Consider the following 19015-nt stretch of genomic DNA (forward strand, 5'->3'; position numbering starts at 1 on the left):
GGACACCGAGTCCCATAGTTGATGATGTATGCATGACAGTCATCGAGGTCAAGAACCTCAGTAAGCGGTACGGGGACACCGTCGCTGTCCGAGACGTTTCTTTCGCTGTCGAACCCGGCGAGATCTTCGGCATTCTGGGCCCGAACGGGGCCGGCAAGACCACCACTGTGGAGTGCATCGCGGGGCTGCGCACGCCCGACTCCGGCACGATCACGGTGCTCGGTCGCGAGCCGCGGGACCGCTCCTTGCGTACCCAAGTGGGTGTGCAACTGCAAGAGAGTGAGTTGCAGGAGAAGCTGACCGTCCGGGAGGTGCTGGAGCTCTACAGCGCGTTCTATCCGGACCCGGCCGACTGGCGCAAGCTGGCCGGTGACCTGGGGCTGGACGAGAAGCTGAACGCGTATTTCGGCAAGCTCTCCGGCGGGCAGAAGCAGCGCCTCTCGATCGCCCTGGCGCTGATCGGCAATCCGCGGATCGCGATCCTGGACGAGCTGACCACCGGCCTCGACCCGCAGGCACGCCGGGACACCTGGGAGCTGATCTCCTCGGTCCGCGACCGTGGGGTCACGCTGCTGCTGGTCACCCACTTCATGGAGGAGGCCGAGCGCCTCTGCGACCGGATCGCGGTGATCGACCACGGCGAGGTGGTCGCCCTCGACACCCCGGCCGGCCTGGTCGAGCAGACCGCCAGCCCGGACCAGACGATCCGGTTCCGGCCGTCCGCCCCGATCCCCGACGAGATGCTCACCGCGCTGCCCGAGGTGAGCCGGCTGACCCGGCACGGCGAGCGGATCGAGGTCACCGGCACCGGCAACCTGCTGCACGCGGTCACCTCGGTGCTCGCCGTCAACGGGATCGTCGCGGTCGAGCTGCGCCTGGAACAGGCCACTCTCGACGATGCCTTCGTCCGCCTCACCGGCCGCACCTCCGAGGAGTCATCGTCATGAAGGTCTTCAGGAAGCTTGTTGTCGCCGAGTTCCGTACCGCGCTGCGTGAGCCGGTCTACTTCTTCTTCGCGTTCCTCTTCCCGGTCATCCTGATCACGATCCTCGGTGCGGTCCCGTCGTTCCGGGAGCCGAGCGCCGAGCTGGGCGGCCTGCGCGTTGTCGACGTCTACGCCGGCATCGTGATCGCGCTGAGCATCGCCATGATCGGTTTGCAGGGCATGCCGACGGTGCTGGCCACCTATCGGGAGAAGGGCATCCTGCGCCGGCTCGCCACCACGCCGGTCAGCCCGGTCGCGCTGCTCGGGGCCCAGCTCACCTTCTCGGCGATCACCGTGGTGCTCTCCTCGATCATGGTGTTCCTGGTGTCCGGGATCATTTATGGCGTACCGCTGCCGGAATCGCCGCTCGCCTTCCTGGTCGCCGTGCTGCTGGCCGTCATCGGCGTCTTCGCGGTGGGCCTGCTGATCGCGGCGCTGGCGCCGAGTGGCAAGGCGGCAAACGCGATCGGCCTGATCCTCTTCTTCCCGCTGATGTTCCTGGCCGGTCTCTACGCACCGCGCGAGGTCATGCCGGACGTGGTGCAGCGGATCGCCGACTTCACCCCGCTGGCCGCCGGCGAACGTCTGATGCACGAGGCGATGACCGGACACTGGCCGAACCTGCTGTCGGTTACGGTGCTCCTGGGGTACCTGCTCATCTTCGGTGCGGCGGCGGCGAAGCTCTTCAGGTGGGAGTGAGGCGGGATGCTGGCGACGGCGGAGCAGGAGGGCTCGGTCCGTGCCCGTGAGGCGTGGCGGACCTGGTTGCCGTACGGGACGCTTGTCATCTCGACGGCGCTCGTGCTGGCCGTCGGCCCGAATTTCGTCGACAAGCCACCGGTCTGGGCGATCCTGTCGGTGTCCGCGGCCGCGGCGGCCTGGATCGCCTTCTGGATCACCGGCCATCCACAGTGGGAGAAGCGCCGCGGGCCGATGCTGATCTTCCTGACCGGGATGATCGGCTTCTACGCTCTCATGGTCTGGATGCATCCGCTCTTCGGCTTCTTCACCTGGACCGGGTACCTGTTCATCGGGCTGGCGCTCGATGGTTTCTGGCGGCTGTTCGGTGTCCTCCCGGTGGCGTCGATCGCGGCGCTCTCCCAGGTCGGTGGCGTGCCCACCCTCTCCGCCGAGGGTGGGTACATCTTCTGGGGCTTCGCGATCGCCCTCAACGTGCTGATCGCCGGCGTGATGTTCTACGTGGAGATCAAGACCGAGAAGAACTCCATCCGCCGGGCGCAGGTGATCGTGGAGCTGGCCGAGGCGAACCGGAAACTCGAGACGGCGCTGAAAGAGAACGCCGGACTGCACGCCCAGCTGCTCGTCCAGGCCCGGGAAGCCGGTGTGCTGGACGAGCGGCAGCGGATGGCCGGTGAGATCCACGACGTGCTGGCACAGGGCCTGACCGGCATCGTCACCCAGCTGGAGGCGGCCGAGGCCGGCGCCGCCGGCCGGGACCACCACCTCACCGCCGCGAAGCGGCTGGCCCGGGAGAGCCTCGCCGAGGCACGCCGCTCGGTGCAGGCCCTGCGCCCGCAGCAACTCGACGGCACCGACCTCCCGGACGCGCTCGGCGAGGTCGTGCAGACCTGGTCGCAGCGCGCCGGGGTGAACGCGAACCTGACCACCACCGGCGTTCCCCGCCGGCTGCTCCCGGAGATCGAGGCCACGCTGTTGCGTACCGCCCAGGAAGGGCTGGCGAACGTCGCCAAGCACGCGAGCGCCGGCCGGGTCGGCCTCACCCTCTCCTACATGGAGGACGTGGTGACCCTGGACGTCCGGGACGACGGTTCCGGCTTCGACCCGGAGCAGCCGCGCGAGGCGAGCGAGGAGGGCGGGTACGGCCTGCACGCCATGCGTGAACGGCTGACCCGCATCGCCGGCAGCCTCGAGGTCGAGTCCGAGCCGGGCGGCGGGACCGCGCTCTCGGTCTGCGTCCCGGCGATCACCATCGGGGTGGCCGCATGATCCGCCTGCTGATCGTCGACGATCACCCCGTGGTCCGGGACGGGCTGCGCGGCATGTTCGCCGCCGACGATCGGTTCACGGTGCTCGGTGAGGCCGGCAACGGCCGGGAGGCGCTGGCGGTCGCCGCCGCGGTCACCCCGGACGTCGTGCTGCTCGACCTGCGGATGCCGGTGATGGACGGCGTGACCACGATCCGCGAGCTGAAAGCGGCCGGTTCGGCGGCCCGGGTGCTGGTGCTGACCACGTACGACACCGACGGTGACGTGCTTCCGGCGATCAAGGCCGGGGCCACCGGTTACCTGCTGAAGGACACCCCGCGTGAGGACCTGTTCCGGGCCGTCGTCGCGGCACACCGGGGTGAGTCGGTGCTCTCCCCGGCGGTCGCCGGCAGGCTCATGGGCGAGCTGCGGTCACCGGCGAAAGAGCCGCTGAGCCAGCGCGAACTGGAGGTGCTGACGCTGATCGCGCAGGGCTGCACGAACCGGGAGACGGCCGGACGGCTCTTCATCAGCGAGGCCACCGTCAAGACACACCTTCTTCATGCGTACGCGAAACTGGGTGTCCGCGACCGAGCGTCCGCCGTCGCCACCGCGTTCGAACGTGGCCTGCTCGGGAAAAACTGATGCAACCGCCCCACCTGCATCGGTGTGTATCCAAGTATGCGAAGACCTGACGGGGAGAGCGCGGATTTCGACGCGTTCTATACGGGCACCGCGCGCCGGGTGCTCTTACACGTGTACGCCGTCTGCGGTGATCTCGGCGATGCCCAGGACATCACCCAGGAGGCGTACGCCCGAGCCTGGCAACAGTGGCCGAAGGTCTCCGGATATGACAGCCCGGAGCAGTGGGTCCGCAAGGTGGCCTGGAACCTGGCCGCGAACCGCTGGCGTGGCCTGCGCCGCCGGCTCGCCGCGCACATCCGGCTCGGCCCACCCGGCGACGCCGCGGCCGGACCGTCACCGGAACGGGTGGCCGTGGTCGCCGCGCTCCAGCGGCTGCCGGAGGCACAGCGGCAGACCATCGCCATGCACTACCTCCTCGACATGTCGGTCCAGGAGATCTCGGCCAGCGCGGGTGTACCGGCCGGCACCGTGAAAGCCCGGCTGTCGAGGGCCCGTGCCGCCCTCGCCCTGCTGCTCAGCGACGTGGAGGTGAGTGATGTCGCGTGACATCCGTGAGGTGCTCGGTGAGCTGGAGGACGACGTGAACGGTGTGCTGCTCGCCCCGGCCGCGGACGTCCGGGCACAGGGCCGCCGCCGCGCGCTGCGCCGCCGGACGGCGGCCGCCGGAGCGGCGTTGTCGCTGGTCGCCGTGGTGGCGGCCGGTGCCCTGGTGACCCGGCAGCCGCCGGAGGTGGACACCCCCGGCAACGCGTTGCCGGTCACGATCTGCGCTGTCCCGGTCGACCTCACCCTTCCGAGCGCGCCCGGCGACGTCACGATCCGGGTCGTCGGCGACACCCGGGCCGAGGAGGTGGCCGGGGACTTCCGGACCCGGGGATTCGTCGCGAGCGGGCAGACCGCGATCAACCCGCTGCCCAACGACACGGTCGCGGTGATCCGGTACGGCCCGGCCGGGGTCGGCAAGGCCGTCCTGGTCCAGGCCTATCTGATCGGGCAGGCCGAGACGGTGTTCGTGCCGGGGCAGGGCGACGACACCGTCGAGCTGATGCTCGGACCGGCCTTCCAGCAGGTGGCCACGCCGACCGAGGTCAACCAGGCCCTTGCCGCGATCGGCCCGGACGGGTTACCCCACCCGTGCTGATTCGCCGCGGTACGTTCCGAAGCTCCACAGGTTGCCCTCCGGGTCGCGGGCGGTGAAGTCCCGTGACCCGTAATCGGTGTCGAACGGCGGCTTGAGGATCTCCGCTCCGGCCGCCGCGGCCCGTTCGTGCAGCTTGTCGACGTCGTCGGTCACCACGTAGGCGCCGAACGTCCCCGGTTTCAGCGACCACACCGAGCCGGGTTTGCCGGAACCCAGCATGATCCCGCCGCCCAGCGGCCAGTCCAGCTGGGCGTGGTCCACCTGGTCGCCGTCGCCGTGGACGACGTTCTCCTGGAAGCCGAAGGCGTCGATCAGGAACCGGATCAGCGCCCGGGCGTCGTTCGCCTGCAGGGTCGGCCACACCATCGTGTCAGTCATGAGACCCATCGTCGCCCGGTGACAGCGGCATGGCTTGGACGAAACCGAACTCGTCGGCCAGCCATGTCGTCGGCGAGCACCCGGCGAACGCCTGGAAGTCCCGGACCAGGTGGGACTGGTCGGCGTACCCGTGCGTGGCCGCCACGTCGGCCAGCAGCACCCCCGGCCGCAGCGACCTGCGGGCCCGGTCGAAACGGGCGATCCGGGCCGCCTGTTTCGGGCGCACTCCCAGCTCGGCGTGGAACCGGCCGGTCAGGTGCCGCCCGCTCCAGCCCACCTCACCGGCCAGCTCGGCGATCGGCACGTCGTGGCGCAGCAGCCTGCGGTACGCGTACCCGATGGGATGGAAGCCGGAAGCGTCCCGGGCGAGCGAGCCCAGCATGGTGTCGAGGACCGCGAAGCGGGCCGGCCAGTCCGGAGCCGCCACCAGACGCTCCCGGATCTCGCCGACGAACCTCTCGCCGAGAACGGCCGCGGCGTCCACGTCGAGGTTCGCGAGTTCGGCGGCGGGCAGACCGAGCAGCGCGCGGCACCCGTCCGGCGAGAGCGCGACCTGCACGCCGGACTGCCGGCCGTCGTGGGTGATCAGCGCGGGCGTCAGATGCAGGCCGCCGAGCAGCGCGTCGAACCGGCCGGGCGCCTGGCGCGGATCCGGATGCGCGGCCACGACGAGAGGATCATCGATCGTGAAGATCAGGGTGAGGTACGGCGAAGGGAGCCCCCGATGCCGTCCCGGCGGCAGACCGCGCTGCCGGTAACCGGAGTAGAACCCGATGAACGGCCGCAGCGGCGCGGCCGGGCGGGCCTGCGCATATTCGTCGACCGTCATTCTTCGATGGTCTCACCTGCCTGGCCGCGATCCTGACAGGATCGCGGCCAGGCGAGCGGGTGTTCAGCCGGCGAGGATCTTGGCCAGATCGTCGCGGAAGGTGCGCTCGTTCTCGGTGACCGTGTCGCCGCCGATGCCCAGCACACCACCCGTCGAGGCGGCGCCCACCACCTCGTCGGCGATCTCGACGAGCCAGTGCTTGTAGGTCTCCGCGTCAGCGGCCGACGCCTTGATCGAGAGCAGCGTCGCGACCTCGGCGGCCCGGCCCAGCACATCAGCGGCGTAACCGGCCGGGTCACTCGGCTCGATGACCGGCGGTTCCTCACCCAGCTCCGGGTCACCGGCCTCGCCCACAGCGGCGGACGCGGCGGCGGAGACCAGCTGACTGGCCGACGCGCGGGCGTCCGAGATGCGGTCGAGACCGGCAGCCACCTCGGCACGGGTCTTGCGGGCGCTGTCGTGGGTGGCGGCGCTCGCCGCGGTGAGCACCGACTGCGGCAGGCCGGCGATCAGCCCCCACTCGGCGTCGGTGAATCCCAGCTTGGCGTAGAGCGGTACGTCCGTCACGCGAGGTCCTTTCCCTTGGTCGACAGCATTATCTACCCGCTCACACAGTGATCAATTCATGGACGAGCTTCGTAGGCGATGTTGAAGGGTGTTTCGGCGGCCCGGCGGAAGCGGGTGAAGCCGGCGTCGGTGACCAGCCGGCGGATCGGCTCCTCGCCGGCCTGGGCGCCCAGCGAGTAACCACCCTCCTGGGAAAGCGCGCTGGGTACGCACAGGAACGCGGAGAACGAGTAGTACACCCGCCCGACCGGATTCAGGTTGTCGCCGACCGTCGAACCGGCCGCCGGCTCCACGATCAGCCAGGTGCCGTCCGGTGTCAGCTGAGAGAGCACGTGCCGTGCCGCGCCCAGCGGGTCGCCCATGTCGTGCAGCGCGTCGAACGTGGTCACCAGGTCGTACGGCCCGCCGCCGAAGGTCTGTGCCCCGGCCACCTCGAAGCGGACTCCGGCGGTCCGCTTGCGTGCCTGGTCGATCGAGCCGGCGTGCAGGTCGGAGCCGGTGAAGTCGGACGACGGGAACGCCTGCGCCATCAGGGCCGTGGAAGCGCCGTGCCCGCAGCCCACGTCGGCGACCCGGGCGCCCCGGCGCAGTTTCTCCTCGACGCCGTCCAGAGCCGGGATCCACTCGGCGACCAGATGCGCGCTGTACCCGGGCCGGAAGAACCGCTCGCACCCGGCGAACACGTCGTCGTCGTGCTCGTGCCAGCCGATGCCCTCACCGGTCCGGAACGCCGACTCGACCCTCTGCGAGGCTCGTAACGAGCCCAGGGCCAGCTGGAACGCGCCGGGAGCGAAGATCGGGCCGTCCGGATTGGTCAGCGCGAAAGCCTGCTCCTCGGTGAGCGAGTACGTGCCGGTCGCCGGGTCGAACTCGACGTAACCACCGGCGGCCTGACCGCGCAGCCACTCCTCGACGTACCGGGGTGCCGTGCCGGTCTTCTCGGCGAGTTCCTCCGGCTTCGCCGGTGATCCGGCGAGGGCCTTGTAAAGGCCCAGCCGGTCGCCGATGACGATGCCTCCGGCGGCCATCGTGGCGCCGAGGTCGCCCACGAAACGGTGAACGAATTGCATGAGTTTTTGCTCGTCAACTGTCATGAATCCGTTCTACGGGTGTCGGCTCGTGCCGGAATCGGTGTGAACTACCTAGGTCGGAGAAGGGACGTACCTAGAAGTGCTGGAACGGGAGCACGAGCTGGCCGAGCTGGGCGCCGCGGCCCGGCAGGCCCTCGACGGCCACGGCTCGGTCGTGTTCGTCACCGGCGAGGCCGGCATCGGCAAGTCCACAGTGGTCGGTGCGGTGCGCTCAGTGCTGCCGGCCGAGGGGCGGCTGCTCGTCGGTTACTGCGACGACCTCGCCACCCCGCGGGTGCTCGGCCCGCTGCGTGACCTGGTCGGCAAGGTCGGTACGGCGCTGACCGACGCGCTCGGCTCCGGCGACCGGTCCCGGGTGTTCGAGGCGTTCCGGTCCGAGCTGGACTGGCCGGGTCACCCGACCGTGCTGGTGGTGGAGGACCTGCACTGGGCCGACGAGGCGACTCTGGACGTGCTGCGGTTCCTGGTCCGGCGGATCAACGGGCTGCCGGTGGTGCTGGTCGGGACGTACCGGGACGACGAGATCGGCGCCGGCCACCCGCTGCACGGCCTGCTCGGGCTGGCCGCCGGAGCGCCGATGCGCCGGCTGCCGCTGGCCCGGTTGTCGCCCGAGGCCGTGTTCTCCCTGGCTCGCGGGACATCCGTCAAGGCCGACCGGATCTTCACGGTCACCAACGGGAACCCGTTCTTCGTGGCCGAGGTCCTCGCCGCCGGTGACGCCGACGCCGTGCCGGCCACGGTGACCGAGGCCGTGCACGCCCGGCTGCAATCGTTGGACGGCCGCTGCCGGGACGCCCTCGGCCTGCTCTCGGTGATCCCGTCCACGGTGGATCACTGGCTGGTCGGCGCGGTCGTGCCCGGCGGCCTCGACGTGCTGGCCCCGGCCGAGCAGCACGGTGTTCTCACTGTCACGCCGGCCCGGGTGGCGTTCCGGCACGAGCTGATGCGCCTGGCCGTCGCGGCCGGCCTCACCGCGTCCCGCCGGATTGCCGCGAACCGGGCCGTACTGGCCGCGCTCCTGCGGCACGGCGGCGCCGACCTGTCCCGGATCGTGCACCACGCGGCCGAGGCCGGCGACACCGATCTGCTGGTCAGATATGCACCCGCCGCGGCACGGGAGGCGGCGAGCGCCGGCTCGCACCGCGAAGCGGCCGCCCATTACCGGCTCGTCCTCGAACACCGCGCCGCGTTCGGTCCCGATGAGCGGGCCGGCCTGCTGGAGGCGTACGCCGAAGAGTGTTACACCCTCGGCCTGGACGAACCGGCGGTCACCGCGCAGGAGGAAGCCGTCCTGCTGCGCCGGGCCCTGCCCGACACGGCGGCGCTCGGCCTGGCGCTGCGCCGGCTGTCCCGCCTCTACTGGTACGCGGGCCGGCGCCCACCCGCCGAGAAAGCCGCAGTGGAAGCGGTCGCTGTCCTCGAACAGGCGGGCGACCCGGCCGCGCTGGCGTTCGGCCTCAGCAACCAGTCTCAGCTGCACGCTCTGGGCGGACAGCCCGCCGATGCGATCCTGACCGGGGAACGCGCGATCGGCCTGGCCCGGGCCGCGGGTGACGCGGCGGTGCTGGCCCACGCGCTGAACAACGTGGGTTACGCGTATTGGGATCTCGACGATTCGCGGGGGCGGGGGCTGCTGGAGGAGAGCCTCGCCGTCGCGCTGGAAGCGGGGGAGGACGATCACGCCTGTCGTGCGTACACCAACATCGCCTGGCACCTGATCGACCAGCAACGACCACGGGAAGCCGGCGCGCTGCTGGACGCGGGGATGGCGTTCGCCGAACGTACCGAAGTCCTGGGTTTCCTCCGCTACCTGCACATCACTCGCTCGGTCGTGCATTTCCAGCTCTGCGAGTGGGACGAGGCCGAGGAACACGCCCGCTGGGAGGAGGGCGCGCCGTCGATGATGCGTACCCCTGCTCTGGTTGTCCGGGGCCTTGTCCGCGTCCGACGCGGTCTCCCCGGCGGCGAGAAAATGATCGAGGAGGCCTGGGAGATCGCCCGCGGCATCGGCGAGGCGCAGCGGATCGGCCCGGCGGGCGCGGCGATGGCGGAGGCGGCGTGGCTGCGCGGCGACGTCCGGCTCGCCGACCGCCTCACGCCGGTCTACCTCGAACGCCACGCCGCGGAGGGCGGCCGCCGCGTCGGCGCCTTCGGCTTCTGGCTGGTCCAGCTGGGCGCGTCGGTCCCGCTCCCTCTTCCGTACGCACTGATGCCCGCCGGCCGCGCGAAAGAGGCGGCGCAACGATGGCGGACGGCGGGTTGCGTTTACGACGAGGCGCTGGCGCTGAGCTACGGCAACGACCCGGCCGACCTGCTGACCGCGGTCCGCCTGCTCGACGCGGCCGGCGCCGAACCTCTTGCTCGTCGTGTCCGGTCCCGCCTGCGCGAACTGGGCGTGCCCCGCATCCCCCGAGGCCCATCCCCGTCGACGAGAACGAACGCGGCGGGCCTGACGGGCCGCCAGTCCGAGGTCCTGCACCTGCTGGCGGCCGGCCTGAGCAACCCGGAGATCGCGGCGCGCCTGGTGCTGTCGACGCGAACGGTGGACGCGCACGTGGCGGCGGTGCTGACAAAGCTGGCAGCCCACAACCGCCACGAGGCAGTACGCCGAGCCCAATCCCTAGGCCTACTCCCCACCCACTAAACCCGCCCGCCCCGCCGCGGCGTCGCGCTACCGCCGCCTCGCGCTGCCGCGGTGTCGCGCTGCCGCGGTGTCGTGCTGCCGTGGCGTCGCGCTGTGCAGCCCGCTCTGCCTGCGCCTATCACCCGCCGCGCGTCGTCCGCCCGCACACCGCTCGCAGCGGCCCCGTCCCGTCTCGGCCCGTCCCGTCTCGGCCCGCCCCGCCCCGCCCCGCCCCGCCCCGCCGATCTTGTGAGTTTTCGGTTGCTTGGGCGGCGCAAACTCACTAGATCGTTGGGGGAGCGAAGCGCTCAGCCGCGGCGGACGTCAGCGCGGAGTTCCTGCGGCGGTTGCCGCCCCGCCCCGCGGCCCAGCCCTGCCGCCCCGCCCCGCGGCCCAGCCCTGCCGCCCCGCCCCGCGGCCCAGCCCTGCCGCCCCGCCCCGCGGCCCGGCGCTGTCGCCCCGCCCTCGCGGTCCGGCGCTGTCGGCCCCGCCGGATCTTGTGAGTTTGTGCCGTTGCTTCAACCGCAAACTCACAAGATCAGGCAGGGCGGCGGCGGGAGACGAGTGGTCGATATGGCGGTGACGCCGCGAACCGTAGCCCAGGCACGTCATGGCCGTGTCATTCCAGGTCTGAGCTACGGCCGGTTGCGCTCGGCCGTCGCTGAGGCATCTCATAGCCCTGCCATTCCGTGGCTGAGCTACGGCTCGCGGCCGAAAGCTCTGACGCCACCCGGGCAACCCGTGCGACTGGGCGTGACCATCCCGGCCCGCATACCGACGACGGCGGCGAGGCCGCGCCAACGCCAAGAGCGGACGAGGCCCTGGCAACGCTAGGAGCGGACGAGGCCCTGGCAACGCTAGGAGCGGACGAAGCCGTGGCGACGCCAAGAGCGGGCGTGCCGAGCAGGAGCGTGTCGATTTCGGGTTCGATCCGCACCCGAAGTCGACACGCAGCAGGTGAAACGCCGCCTCGTGTTGACTTGAGGTGCGATGCGCACCCGAAGTCGACACGCGGCAGGTGGAACGCCGTCTTGTGTCGACTTGAGGTGTGATGCGCGCCCGAAATCGACACGCTGGGACTGTGCGGCGGTGGCCGGGCGGACGTCCGCCCGGCCACCGCTTCTGCGACGTGCTGTCAGGGCGCGGGTGTGCCCACTACCTTGAAGTCGCGGGCTCGGCCCACGTTGTCGAAGGAGCCGAAGCCGACGCGGCCTGAGGCGAACGTCTTGTCGCCCGCCGTGAAGACCGGGTCCTTGTTGCCGTCGACGTAGACCGCGATCTCGCCCGTCGCCGGCAGGTGCTTCACCTTGACCTTGTGCCAGGCCGTGTCGGTGATCGCCGGGTTGGCGCCGCGGGAACGGCCGTTCCACTGGTAATCGATCCGCTCCCGGTCACCGTTGTTGACCTTGAAGATGCCGTTGTGCGGAAGGATCGTGTTGTCCGACGAGAGGTGTGCGTAATAGAACTGCGTCGGTGACTGGTACCCGAACACGATGATCACGTCGCGGTTCGAGATGTCGACCGGTGTGTCCAGCCGGACGTCGGCGGTGACCTCCACACTGGAGAACGCCGGGCCCTTGGTCAGCACCGCGTACTCGAACGGCCGCCGCGGCGGGCCCGGGTCGGTGCCGGCCTCGGCGAGGATGATCTCGCCGTTGGTGAACTGCCATTTTGACGGCGTGACCGGTGCCCAGTTCGCGGCGATCGCCGTACCGTTGACGCGGGTGTGCCCGACGGGGCCGGCGGCGAACGTCCGGGTGCCGGTCACCTTCCAGACCTTGCCGTTCGCCTTCGCCAGGATGTAGAGCTCACCGCGCGCGTCGGTGCCGAACCGCAGGTCGACCCGGTTCGGGTCGCCCGGTGCGCCGGGGCTAGACAGCTGCTGGAACCTGACCGGCTCGCCGGCCGGGGTGAACAGGTTCAGCCGATGGATGGTGGCCCGGGGTCCGCCGCGCCGCATCTCGCTGACCTCGGTGTAGAACACCGTGCCGGCCACCAGGTCGCCAAAGACGTACTTGCCGCGCAGCGCCGGGATGGCGTTGCCCCGGTAGACGAAACCACCGGCGACGGCGACACCGACGTCGGAGGTGCAGTTCCAGCCGGGCGCCGGGTTGTGGTCGTACGCGGCAACCGGATAGACGTACCCGTTCTGGGCGTCGTCGGCGGGCAGCGGGTAGAGCCGGTCGCAGACGTTGGTGGCGGCCCGGTCGAAGACCCAGGAGCCCTCGCGCTCGCTCCAGCCCGCGTTGTCACCCTTGCGGACCTCGTAGATCGCCTCGATGGTTTTCTCACCGATGTGGCCGAGGTACAGCTTCCCGGTGGCGGTGTCCCAGCTGAAGCGGTGCGGGTCGCGATAACCGTACGACCAGATCTCACCGGCCGCGCCGGCCTGGCTCACGAACGGGTTGTCGGCGGGGATGCCGTATTTACCGTTCGGCGAGTTCGTGCCGCTCGGGTCGATCCGGAGCAGCTTGCCGTGCGGGATCGTCAGGTTCTGCGGGTCGGTGGTGCGCACACCGATGCCGCCGTCACCCACCGCGAGGTAGAGCTTGCCGTATTCAGCCGTTCCGCGACGCGCGGTCGGGTTGAAGTTGATCTCCTGGATGCCGTGGATCTGGCCGGCGAAACCGATCCGCAGCAGCTCCCGGTGGGTGCCGGAGAACGTGTCGGCGGCCGGGTCGGTGGCGTGCCACTCGTTGATGATGCCGTGGAAAAGGGTGGCCTCGGACTGCTGGTAGTCCGGCACCGCCGTGGTCAGCACCGCCTGCTCGGTGTGGATCGTGTAGAACAGGCCGTTGCGCTTGAAGTCCGGGTGGAAGGTGACGTACCCGAAGCCCTGGCCGAGACCCCGGCCGGAGAAGAACGACGGCGCGAACGTGGCGGCGACGTCCAGGTAGACGTGCGGCACCCCGTTCTTGACCAGATACAGGTTGCCGTTGAGGTCGGGGACCGCGCGGCGTCCGGAGCCGTCCGGCACCTCCAGGATCGTGTTGATCCGGGCGATCCGGTTGAGCCGCTGGTCGACAAGCGGCGGGTTGGTGAACGACTGCGGGAACTGGGCGTACTCGGTGAGCTCCAGGCCCAGCCGGGACGCGATGGGCTCCTCGACGATCGGGTCGTCAATCGCCTCGGCGGCCATCGCCCTACCAGGGAAAGCCACCAATGTGGACAGTAGTAACAGAATGGGAAGAATAAAACGACGCATGAATTACCCCCGGTTCTTCATGTAGCGGTACTGGTTCGCGACGTCCCGGGCCGACAGCGAGCGGTCCAGGAACATGAGCGCATCCATCCGGCAGTCACACGGGTTGCGCTCGACACTGTTCTGCGGGAAGCTCCCGCCGATCTTGATGCCACGCGGGTCGGTGGCGGTGGTGACGTGCGGTCCCGGGCCGGCCACCAGCCACGGGTCACCGGTGACCGTGTAGAAGCCGTCCACCGGCACGCCGTTGCGGTACAGCGCCATCGTCCCGGCGTTGAAGTCGAACGTCGCGGCGATGTGCACCCACTGGTCCTTGGGCAGCAGCGTCTTCCAGTCGGCGCTGGCCGCGAACGTCTGCGAGGCGCCGCCGTCGAGCCGCCGTCCGAGGGCGACCAGACGCAGCGTCCCCTGCACGTCGATCAGTTCGAGCAGGGCGCGTACGCCGTGCCCGTCCGAGTCACCGGTCAGCACACCGGCCAGGCCGATCGCGTTGAACCGGTCGTCCGGGGCGGGCGTGACGGTGTTCGGAGCGGGCCCGTCCATCGAGCGCTTGAACCAGCCCAGAACCGTGGTGCCACCCACGGCGTTGAAGGCGCGCAGCGTCCGCACGCCGGTCGGCGAGTAGATGCCGGCCTTCCAGTCGTCGTTCCCGGTGGCGTCCGGGTTGACCTGCTTGGTCTGCAGAGCGTGGCGGCTGCCGGGGTAGGCGGAGTCGGCCACCCGTTGCGCGGCGCCGCCGTTGATGAGTTCGATCTCGGTCCCGGACCGGCCCAGGTCCCGTTCGAGGGCCGGGTCGTCGGGCATCGGGTGGTCGAAGTCGTAGAAGGCGATCAGATCGGAGCGAAGGGACGGATGAACGTCACGCGGGCCTGGATCCCCCGCGTTGACCGGTGTTCCGATGGCCAGGATCAGCACCACAGAGACAGCGAAAGCAAGTCTCATGGACGACCTTTCAGATCTTCGGATTTACCGTCGGCTCGGCGGGACGGCCGCCGAGATAGAGCTCCCCGAGCTGCGGATCCGCCAACAACTGCGCGGCAGGCCCGGAGATGTGTACGCGCCCGAGATCGAGCACGCACCCCAGATCAGCGGTCTCGAGCGCGCGGCGGGCGTTCTGCTCGACGAGCAGGACCGCTGTGCCGGCGTCGCGCATCCGCACGACCTGTTCGAACACCGTGCCGGTCGCTTTCGGGTCGAGGCCCATCGACGGCTCGTCCAGCAGGACGACCTTCGGGTCCACCATCAGCGACCGAGCGAATTCCACCTGTTTCTGCTGCCCGCCGGAGAGCAGACCGGCGAGCGATCCCCAGCGGTCGGCGACCACCGGGAAGACCTCCTTCACGAACGCCACACGTTTCGCCACAAAAGACGAATCGCGAACCGTGTACGCGCCGAGCAGCACGTTCTCCTCGACCGTCATCTCACGGAAGACGCTGTGACCCTGGAGGACGAGCGACACCCCGGCCGCGAGCATGGCCTGCGGTCCGCGGCCGGTGACGTCCTCGCCGTCGACCAGCACCTGTCCGTCGCGGGGCTTGAGCAGGCCACCGGCCACCTTCAGCACTGTGGACTTGCCGGCGCCGTTCGGGCCGACCAGGCAGACGATCTTCCCGGCCGGCACCTCGACCGAGAAGCCACGGAGAACCGGCGCCGCACGGCCGTAACCGGCGACGATGTCGACGAGGGAGAGTTCAGACGCCAAGGTAGGCTCCCAGCACTTTTTCGTCCGTCCGGATCACCGACGGTGGCCCGGAAGCGATCGGACGGCCCCGGTCGAAGACCACGATGTGATCGCTGATGCTCATGACCAGGTCCATGTTGTGCTCGACGATCACGAAGGTGCGGCCCTCCGCGTTCAGCTCGCGGACCAGCAGGCCGATCCGGTCGAGCAGCGCCGGGTTGACCCCGCCGGCCGGCTCGTCGAGCAGCACGGTCTCGGGTTCGGACATCAGCACCCCGGCCAGTTCCAGGAGTTTCTGCTGGCCCCACGACATGTCCCGGGCCTCGCTGCCGGCCAGATGCTCGATGCCGAGCCGGGTCAGCCAGCTTATCGCCCGGTCGATCTCACTGCGGCGCTTGGCGCCGCGCAATCCCGCCAGAAGACCACCCACGGGTACGGCGGCGAGCACATTCTCCAGCGCGGTCATCCGTGGAAACGTGCGGCAGAGCTGGAAGGTCCGGCCCATGCCGTGCCGGGCGATGGTGTGCGGTGCCTTGCCGGTGATGTCCCGGCCGTCGTAGGTGACGGTGCCGCTGTCCGGCTTGATCATGCCGGTGACGCAGTTGAAGAACGTCGTCTTGCCCGAGCCGTTCGGCCCGATCAGAGCGTTCACCTTGCCGTGCTGGAACTCGACGGTCGCGCCGTCCAGGGCGGTCACCCCGCCGAACGCTTTCCGCAGATCAGTGGTTGCCAGGGTGGAGGTCATCGAGCCGCTCCCTCAGCCTTTTTCAGCCGTTCGTCCCGCAATTCCGAGGCGGTCACCTCACGGATCGAGCTGCTCTGCGTACGGTCGAAGCGCTTGAACAGGTCGGCGACCGCCGGCAGCACCCCGTCCGGCATGAAGAGCACCACGAGCGCGAGCAGCAGCCCGGTCGCGACCAGGTGCAGCGGCGTGTCACCGTAAGCGCCCTTGAAGTACTCCAGCGCGGTGCCCACGATGATCGCGCCGACCACCGGGCCGAACAGCTGCCGCACCCCGCCGAGCAGCGCCATCAGCACCAGGTAGGACCCGGTCAGGATGGAGAACTGGAAGACCGGGTCGAGGTCACCGAACCAGAGTGCGTACAGCCCACCGGTCAGCGCCGTGAAAAAGGCCGAGACCACAAAGACGATCAATTTGTACGCGTACGTAGCCGTACCGAGGGCTTCCGCTTTGTCCTCGTCCTCGCGGATCGATTTGAGGCCCAGCCCGAACCGGGACCTGTCGATCAGCCACCAGACCAGCAGCGCCAGAGCGAGCAGCCCGGCGAACAGGTAGTAGAAGACCCGATGGTGCTCGGGACGGCTCAGGTCGAACGGCCTCGGCACGACCAGGCCCCGGGATCCTCCGGTCACCGATGCCCAGCTCTGGAAGATCAGCAACAGGATCAGGACCAGAGAGATGGACACGATCACGAACGACGCCCCGCGTACCCGCAAGGCGGCGAAGCCGATCGGAACCGCGAGTGCGGCAACCAGAGTGGCACCGGCGAAGAGTGCGAGGAAGGGCGGTAGCCCGCCTTTCGCGACCAGCAGGCCGGTGCCGTAGGCACCCAGGCCGGCCAGCGCGCCGTGCCCCAGCGAGATGTAACCGGTGAAGCCACCGACGAAGTTCCACGACGTGGAGAGCGCCGCGTAGTTGAGCACCAGAACGCCGACGGAGAGGATGTACGGGTTCGGCGCGAGGCTCGGGAAGGCGAGGATCCCCGCCGCGAGCAGCAGAATCGCCCCGGCCTTCAGAGCTCTAGAAGCGTTGAGCAAGGCGGCCTCCGAAGAATCCCTGTGGCCGGAACGCCAGCGTGGCGAAGAGCGCGACGTAGAAGACGGTCTGCGCCCAGGTCGTGCCCATCGGGATCTGGAGCAGGCTCTGCGCCATCCCGAGCACCAGCGCCGCGATGGCCGCGCCGGGCACGCTGCCCAGCCCGCCGACCACGATGATCGCCATGAGCGGGCCGATCCAGTGCCAGTGCAGCGACGGGTAGATGGTGGTGTCCAGCGAGAGCGCGGTGCCGCCGACCGCGGCGGTGGCCAGCCCGATGCCGAAACCGAAGCCGGCGACCCGGTCGGTGTCGATGCCGAGCAGCCTCGCCGCGTCCCGGTGCTGGATGGTCGCCCGCAGCGCCCAGCCGAACCGGGTCTTCTTCATCAGCAGGTAGAGCGTGGTGAGCGCCACCACGGCGAGCCCGAACGCGATCAGCTTGACCACCGCGACCCGGGCGCCGAGCACCTCCAGGCTGGCCGAGCCGTAACCGAGGTTGATACGCCGCTGCGTGCCGGAGAACGCGTAACCGAGCAGCCCTTCGATGAGCAGCGCGATGGCGAACGTCAGCAGCACCGACATCATGGTCAGGGTGGCCGGCCGCAACCGGGTGAGCAGAGCCCGCTGCAGGCCGACGCCGGCCAGGAAGAACAGCGGGACCGTGCCGATCATCGAGAGCAGCGGGTCGATGCCGGCCTGATCGTGCAGCCACCACGCCAGGTACGCGGCGAGGATCAGGAACGCCGAGTGGGCGATCATCACCACCCGCATGATGCCGAAGTAGAGGGTGAGCCCCGAGGCCAGCAGGGCGTAGAGACCGCCCAGCAGGAGCCCCAGGAGCACACTCTGAAACAGCAACGCACCGGAGGGCATCAGCGCCTCACCAGGCTGGCTTCGGGTAGAGGAACTCGGCTTCCTTGACGTCCTCCGGCAGCACGATCTTGATGTCGCCGCCGATCCACTGCTGGATCATGTGGGCGCCCTTCGGCTTGCCCGTCTCGTCCCAGCTGAGCGGCCCGACCACGGTCTCCACCGTGTTGGCCCGCAGCCAGTCGACGAGCTTCTTCTGGCACTCACCCTGCTCAGCGCAGCCGGCCGCGGTCACCGCTGCGGCCACCACCTGGCCTGTGGTGTACCCGTTGGCCTGGTCCTCCTCGGGCGCCTTGCCGAACTGAGCCGTGTACTTCTCGACGAACTCCTTGTTGCTCGGGTACTGCGCGTCCTGGCTGTACCCGGTGGGGGAGAGCACGCCCTCGGTCTTGTTGCCGATCGCCGAGGCGAACTCCGGGTTGGTCGGCGCGGTCGAGAACGCGGCCAGTTTCGGCTGGTAACCCAGCTGCTGCAGGGCCACGATCAGGTTCACGCCGTCCTGATACTGCGAGCCGCCCACCAGGACGTCCGCCTTCGAGTCGGCGATCTTGGCGGCGATGCCGCTGAAGTCGGTGGTGTTCGGCGGGTAGACCTCGTCCACCAGCGTCTTGATCCCGCCGGCTTCCAGTTTTTCCTTCAGGCCGTACGCCGTACCCTGCGCGAACGGGTCGTCCATCGCCGCGTAAGCGGCGGTCTTGGGCCGCTGGTCCGCCGGCATCGCAAGGATCTTGTCGGCGAGGTGGTTGTAGTGGTCGTTCGCCACCGCGGGCGCGGCGTAGAAGAGGTTCTTGAAGCCCTGCTCGAAGACCTCCTTGGCGGCGCCGGCCGGCTCGACGAAGAGCATGTCGTACTCCTCGGCGACGCGCGCCGACGGCACCACGAGGCGCGTCGAGAACGGGCCGAAGACCAGATCGACCTCGTCCTTGCCGATCAGTTGCTCGTAGTCGGCGACGACCCGGTCCGCATTGGACTGGTCGTCGAGGATCTTCAGCTCCACCTGGCGGCCGAGCAGGCCGCCGGAGTCGTTGACGATCTTCGCCCAGGCTTCGTAGCCCTGCTGGACGCCTTTGCCGGGTTCGGAGAAGTCGCCGGTGAGCGGGAGCGAGACGCCGATGGTGATCGGGTCGGTCTTGTCGTTCGCGTCGTCGCCGCCGCTGCTGCTCGAGCAGGCGCCGAGTGTCACAATCATGGCCGCAGCCAGGGAGTATGCGGAGAGTCGTGCGCGGTGAGAAGTGGTCGACATCCTCGGACGTCCCTTCGGGCCGAGTACGAAAGCGCTT

18 protein-coding genes are annotated in these 19015 nt (G+C 69.6%); 7 read left to right on the forward strand and 11 right to left on the reverse strand.

What is annotated here, in order from left to right:
• Positions 1-32: 32 nt before the first annotated feature.
• From B0I29_RS14845 to B0I29_RS14870, 6 genes are read left to right on the forward strand one after another with little or no spacing between them, the layout of a single operon-like run.
• On the forward strand, positions 33-947 hold the full coding sequence (locus B0I29_RS14845) for an ABC transporter ATP-binding protein (protein WP_111649527.1): 915 nt from the start codon (positions 33-35) through the stop codon (positions 945-947).
• Positions 944-1684 carry an ABC transporter permease gene (locus tag B0I29_RS14850; RefSeq protein ID WP_111649528.1) on the forward strand — a complete coding sequence of 247 codons (741 nt, stop codon included), beginning with the start codon at positions 944-946 and terminating at the stop codon, positions 1682-1684. The genes B0I29_RS14845 and B0I29_RS14850 overlap by 4 nt, the downstream gene beginning before the upstream one ends.
• A 6-nt stretch (positions 1685-1690) precedes the next feature.
• Positions 1691-2953, forward strand: a complete 1263-nt coding sequence (locus B0I29_RS14855) for a sensor histidine kinase (RefSeq protein WP_111649529.1) — start codon at positions 1691-1693, stop codon at positions 2951-2953.
• Positions 2950-3576, forward strand: a complete 627-nt coding sequence (locus B0I29_RS14860) for a response regulator (protein WP_111649530.1) — start codon at positions 2950-2952, stop codon at positions 3574-3576. The genes B0I29_RS14855 and B0I29_RS14860 overlap by 4 nt, the downstream gene beginning before the upstream one ends.
• Before the next feature lie 36 nt (positions 3577-3612).
• On the forward strand, positions 3613-4122 hold the full coding sequence (locus B0I29_RS14865) for a sigma-70 family RNA polymerase sigma factor (RefSeq protein WP_111649531.1): 510 nt from the start codon (positions 3613-3615) through the stop codon (positions 4120-4122).
• The gene (locus tag B0I29_RS14870) at positions 4112-4717 is read left to right on the forward strand and encodes a LytR C-terminal domain-containing protein (protein ID WP_111649532.1); all 606 of its coding nucleotides are present in this window, start codon (positions 4112-4114) and stop codon (positions 4715-4717) included. Before B0I29_RS14865 ends, B0I29_RS14870 begins: the two co-directional genes overlap by 11 nt.
• Here B0I29_RS14870 and B0I29_RS14875 read toward each other — a convergent pair.
• The 4 genes from B0I29_RS14875 to B0I29_RS14890 form a co-directional block, all read right to left on the reverse strand.
• The gene (locus B0I29_RS14875) at positions 4700-5095 is read right to left on the reverse strand and encodes a VOC family protein (RefSeq protein ID WP_311733542.1); all 396 of its coding nucleotides are present in this window, start codon (positions 5093-5095) and stop codon (positions 4700-4702) included. The two genes, B0I29_RS14870 and B0I29_RS14875, sit on opposite strands and share 18 nt — an antisense overlap.
• Complete coding sequence (locus B0I29_RS14880; RefSeq protein ID WP_111649534.1) at positions 5088-5924, reverse strand: AraC family transcriptional regulator; 837 nt, start codon at positions 5922-5924, stop codon at positions 5088-5090. Before B0I29_RS14880 ends, B0I29_RS14875 begins: the two co-directional genes overlap by 8 nt.
• A gap of 63 nt (positions 5925-5987) precedes the next feature.
• Positions 5988-6491 (reverse strand): hypothetical protein, encoded by a 504-nt coding sequence (locus B0I29_RS14885; protein WP_111649535.1) that lies wholly within the window; start codon positions 6489-6491, stop codon positions 5988-5990.
• 56 nt (positions 6492-6547) lie between these two features.
• A complete protein-coding gene (locus B0I29_RS14890; protein WP_245972529.1) occupies positions 6548-7561 on the reverse strand; it encodes a class I SAM-dependent methyltransferase in 1014 nt (337 codons plus the stop codon).
• Positions 7562-7661: 100 nt separating this feature from the next.
• Between B0I29_RS14890 and B0I29_RS14895 the strand changes: the two genes are divergently transcribed.
• A complete protein-coding gene (locus B0I29_RS14895) occupies positions 7662-10226 on the forward strand; it encodes an ATP-binding protein (RefSeq protein WP_111649537.1) in 2565 nt (854 codons plus the stop codon).
• 1114 nt (positions 10227-11340) lie between these two features.
• Here B0I29_RS14895 and B0I29_RS14905 read toward each other — a convergent pair.
• From B0I29_RS14905 to B0I29_RS14935, 7 genes are read right to left on the reverse strand one after another with little or no spacing between them, the layout of a single operon-like run.
• Positions 11341-13365: a PQQ-dependent sugar dehydrogenase gene (locus B0I29_RS14905; RefSeq protein WP_245972530.1), complete on the reverse strand. Its 2025-nt coding sequence runs from the start codon at positions 13363-13365 to the stop codon at positions 11341-11343.
• Positions 13366-13413: 48 nt separating this feature from the next.
• The gene (locus tag B0I29_RS14910; protein WP_111649540.1) at positions 13414-14349 is read right to left on the reverse strand and encodes a LamG-like jellyroll fold domain-containing protein; all 936 of its coding nucleotides are present in this window, start codon (positions 14347-14349) and stop codon (positions 13414-13416) included.
• A gap of 10 nt (positions 14350-14359) precedes the next feature.
• On the reverse strand, positions 14360-15109 hold the full coding sequence (locus tag B0I29_RS14915; protein ID WP_111649541.1) for an ABC transporter ATP-binding protein: 750 nt from the start codon (positions 15107-15109) through the stop codon (positions 14360-14362).
• Entirely contained in the window at positions 15099-15833 is a 735-nt protein-coding gene (locus B0I29_RS14920) for an ABC transporter ATP-binding protein (protein ID WP_111649542.1), read from the reverse strand. The genes B0I29_RS14915 and B0I29_RS14920 overlap by 11 nt, the downstream gene beginning before the upstream one ends.
• Entirely contained in the window at positions 15830-16867 is a 1038-nt protein-coding gene (locus tag B0I29_RS14925; RefSeq protein WP_111649543.1) for a branched-chain amino acid ABC transporter permease, read from the reverse strand. The genes B0I29_RS14920 and B0I29_RS14925 overlap by 4 nt, the downstream gene beginning before the upstream one ends.
• Positions 16851-17723, reverse strand: coding sequence for a branched-chain amino acid ABC transporter permease (locus B0I29_RS14930; RefSeq protein ID WP_245972531.1), 873 nt, complete (start codon positions 17721-17723; stop codon positions 16851-16853). The genes B0I29_RS14925 and B0I29_RS14930 overlap by 17 nt, the downstream gene beginning before the upstream one ends.
• A 22-nt stretch (positions 17724-17745) precedes the next feature.
• Positions 17746-18924 (reverse strand): amino acid ABC transporter substrate-binding protein, encoded by a 1179-nt coding sequence (locus B0I29_RS14935; protein ID WP_181557808.1) that lies wholly within the window; start codon positions 18922-18924, stop codon positions 17746-17748.
• Between the last annotated feature and the right edge of the window lie 91 nt (positions 18925-19015).

Source organism: Actinoplanes lutulentus, from assembly GCF_003259845.1.
In the GTDB taxonomy this organism is placed as follows: domain Bacteria; phylum Actinomycetota; class Actinomycetes; order Mycobacteriales; family Micromonosporaceae; genus Actinoplanes; species Actinoplanes lutulentus.

What these genes read in the sequence shown, in the direction of transcription:
- B0I29_RS14870 (WP_111649532.1), top strand. Translation starts at nt 4,112, where the DNA reads ATGTCGCGTGACATCCGTGAGGTGCTCGGTGAGCTGGAGGACGACGTG.
- B0I29_RS14880 (WP_111649534.1), bottom strand. Translation starts at nt 5,924, where the DNA reads ATGACGGTCGACGAATATGCGCAGGCCCGCCCGGCCGCGCCGCTGCGG.
- B0I29_RS14910 (WP_111649540.1), bottom strand. Translation starts at nt 14,349, where the DNA reads ATGAGACTTGCTTTCGCTGTCTCTGTGGTGCTGATCCTGGCCATCGGA.
- B0I29_RS14875 (WP_311733542.1), bottom strand. Translation starts at nt 5,095, where the DNA reads ATGACTGACACGATGGTGTGGCCGACCCTGCAGGCGAACGACGCCCGG.
- B0I29_RS14865 (WP_111649531.1), top strand. Translation starts at nt 3,613, where the DNA reads ATGCGAAGACCTGACGGGGAGAGCGCGGATTTCGACGCGTTCTATACG.
- B0I29_RS14920 (WP_111649542.1), bottom strand. Translation starts at nt 15,833, where the DNA reads ATGACCTCCACCCTGGCAACCACTGATCTGCGGAAAGCGTTCGGCGGG.
- B0I29_RS14860 (WP_111649530.1), top strand. Translation starts at nt 2,950, where the DNA reads ATGATCCGCCTGCTGATCGTCGACGATCACCCCGTGGTCCGGGACGGG.
- B0I29_RS14855 (WP_111649529.1), top strand. Translation starts at nt 1,691, where the DNA reads ATGCTGGCGACGGCGGAGCAGGAGGGCTCGGTCCGTGCCCGTGAGGCG.
- B0I29_RS14845 (WP_111649527.1), top strand. Translation starts at nt 33, where the DNA reads ATGACAGTCATCGAGGTCAAGAACCTCAGTAAGCGGTACGGGGACACC.
- B0I29_RS14890 (WP_245972529.1), bottom strand. Translation starts at nt 7,561, where the DNA reads ATGCAATTCGTTCACCGTTTCGTGGGCGACCTCGGCGCCACGATGGCC.
- B0I29_RS14850 (WP_111649528.1), top strand. Translation starts at nt 944, where the DNA reads ATGAAGGTCTTCAGGAAGCTTGTTGTCGCCGAGTTCCGTACCGCGCTG.
- B0I29_RS14935 (WP_181557808.1), bottom strand. Translation starts at nt 18,924, where the DNA reads ATGATTGTGACACTCGGCGCCTGCTCGAGCAGCAGCGGCGGCGACGAC.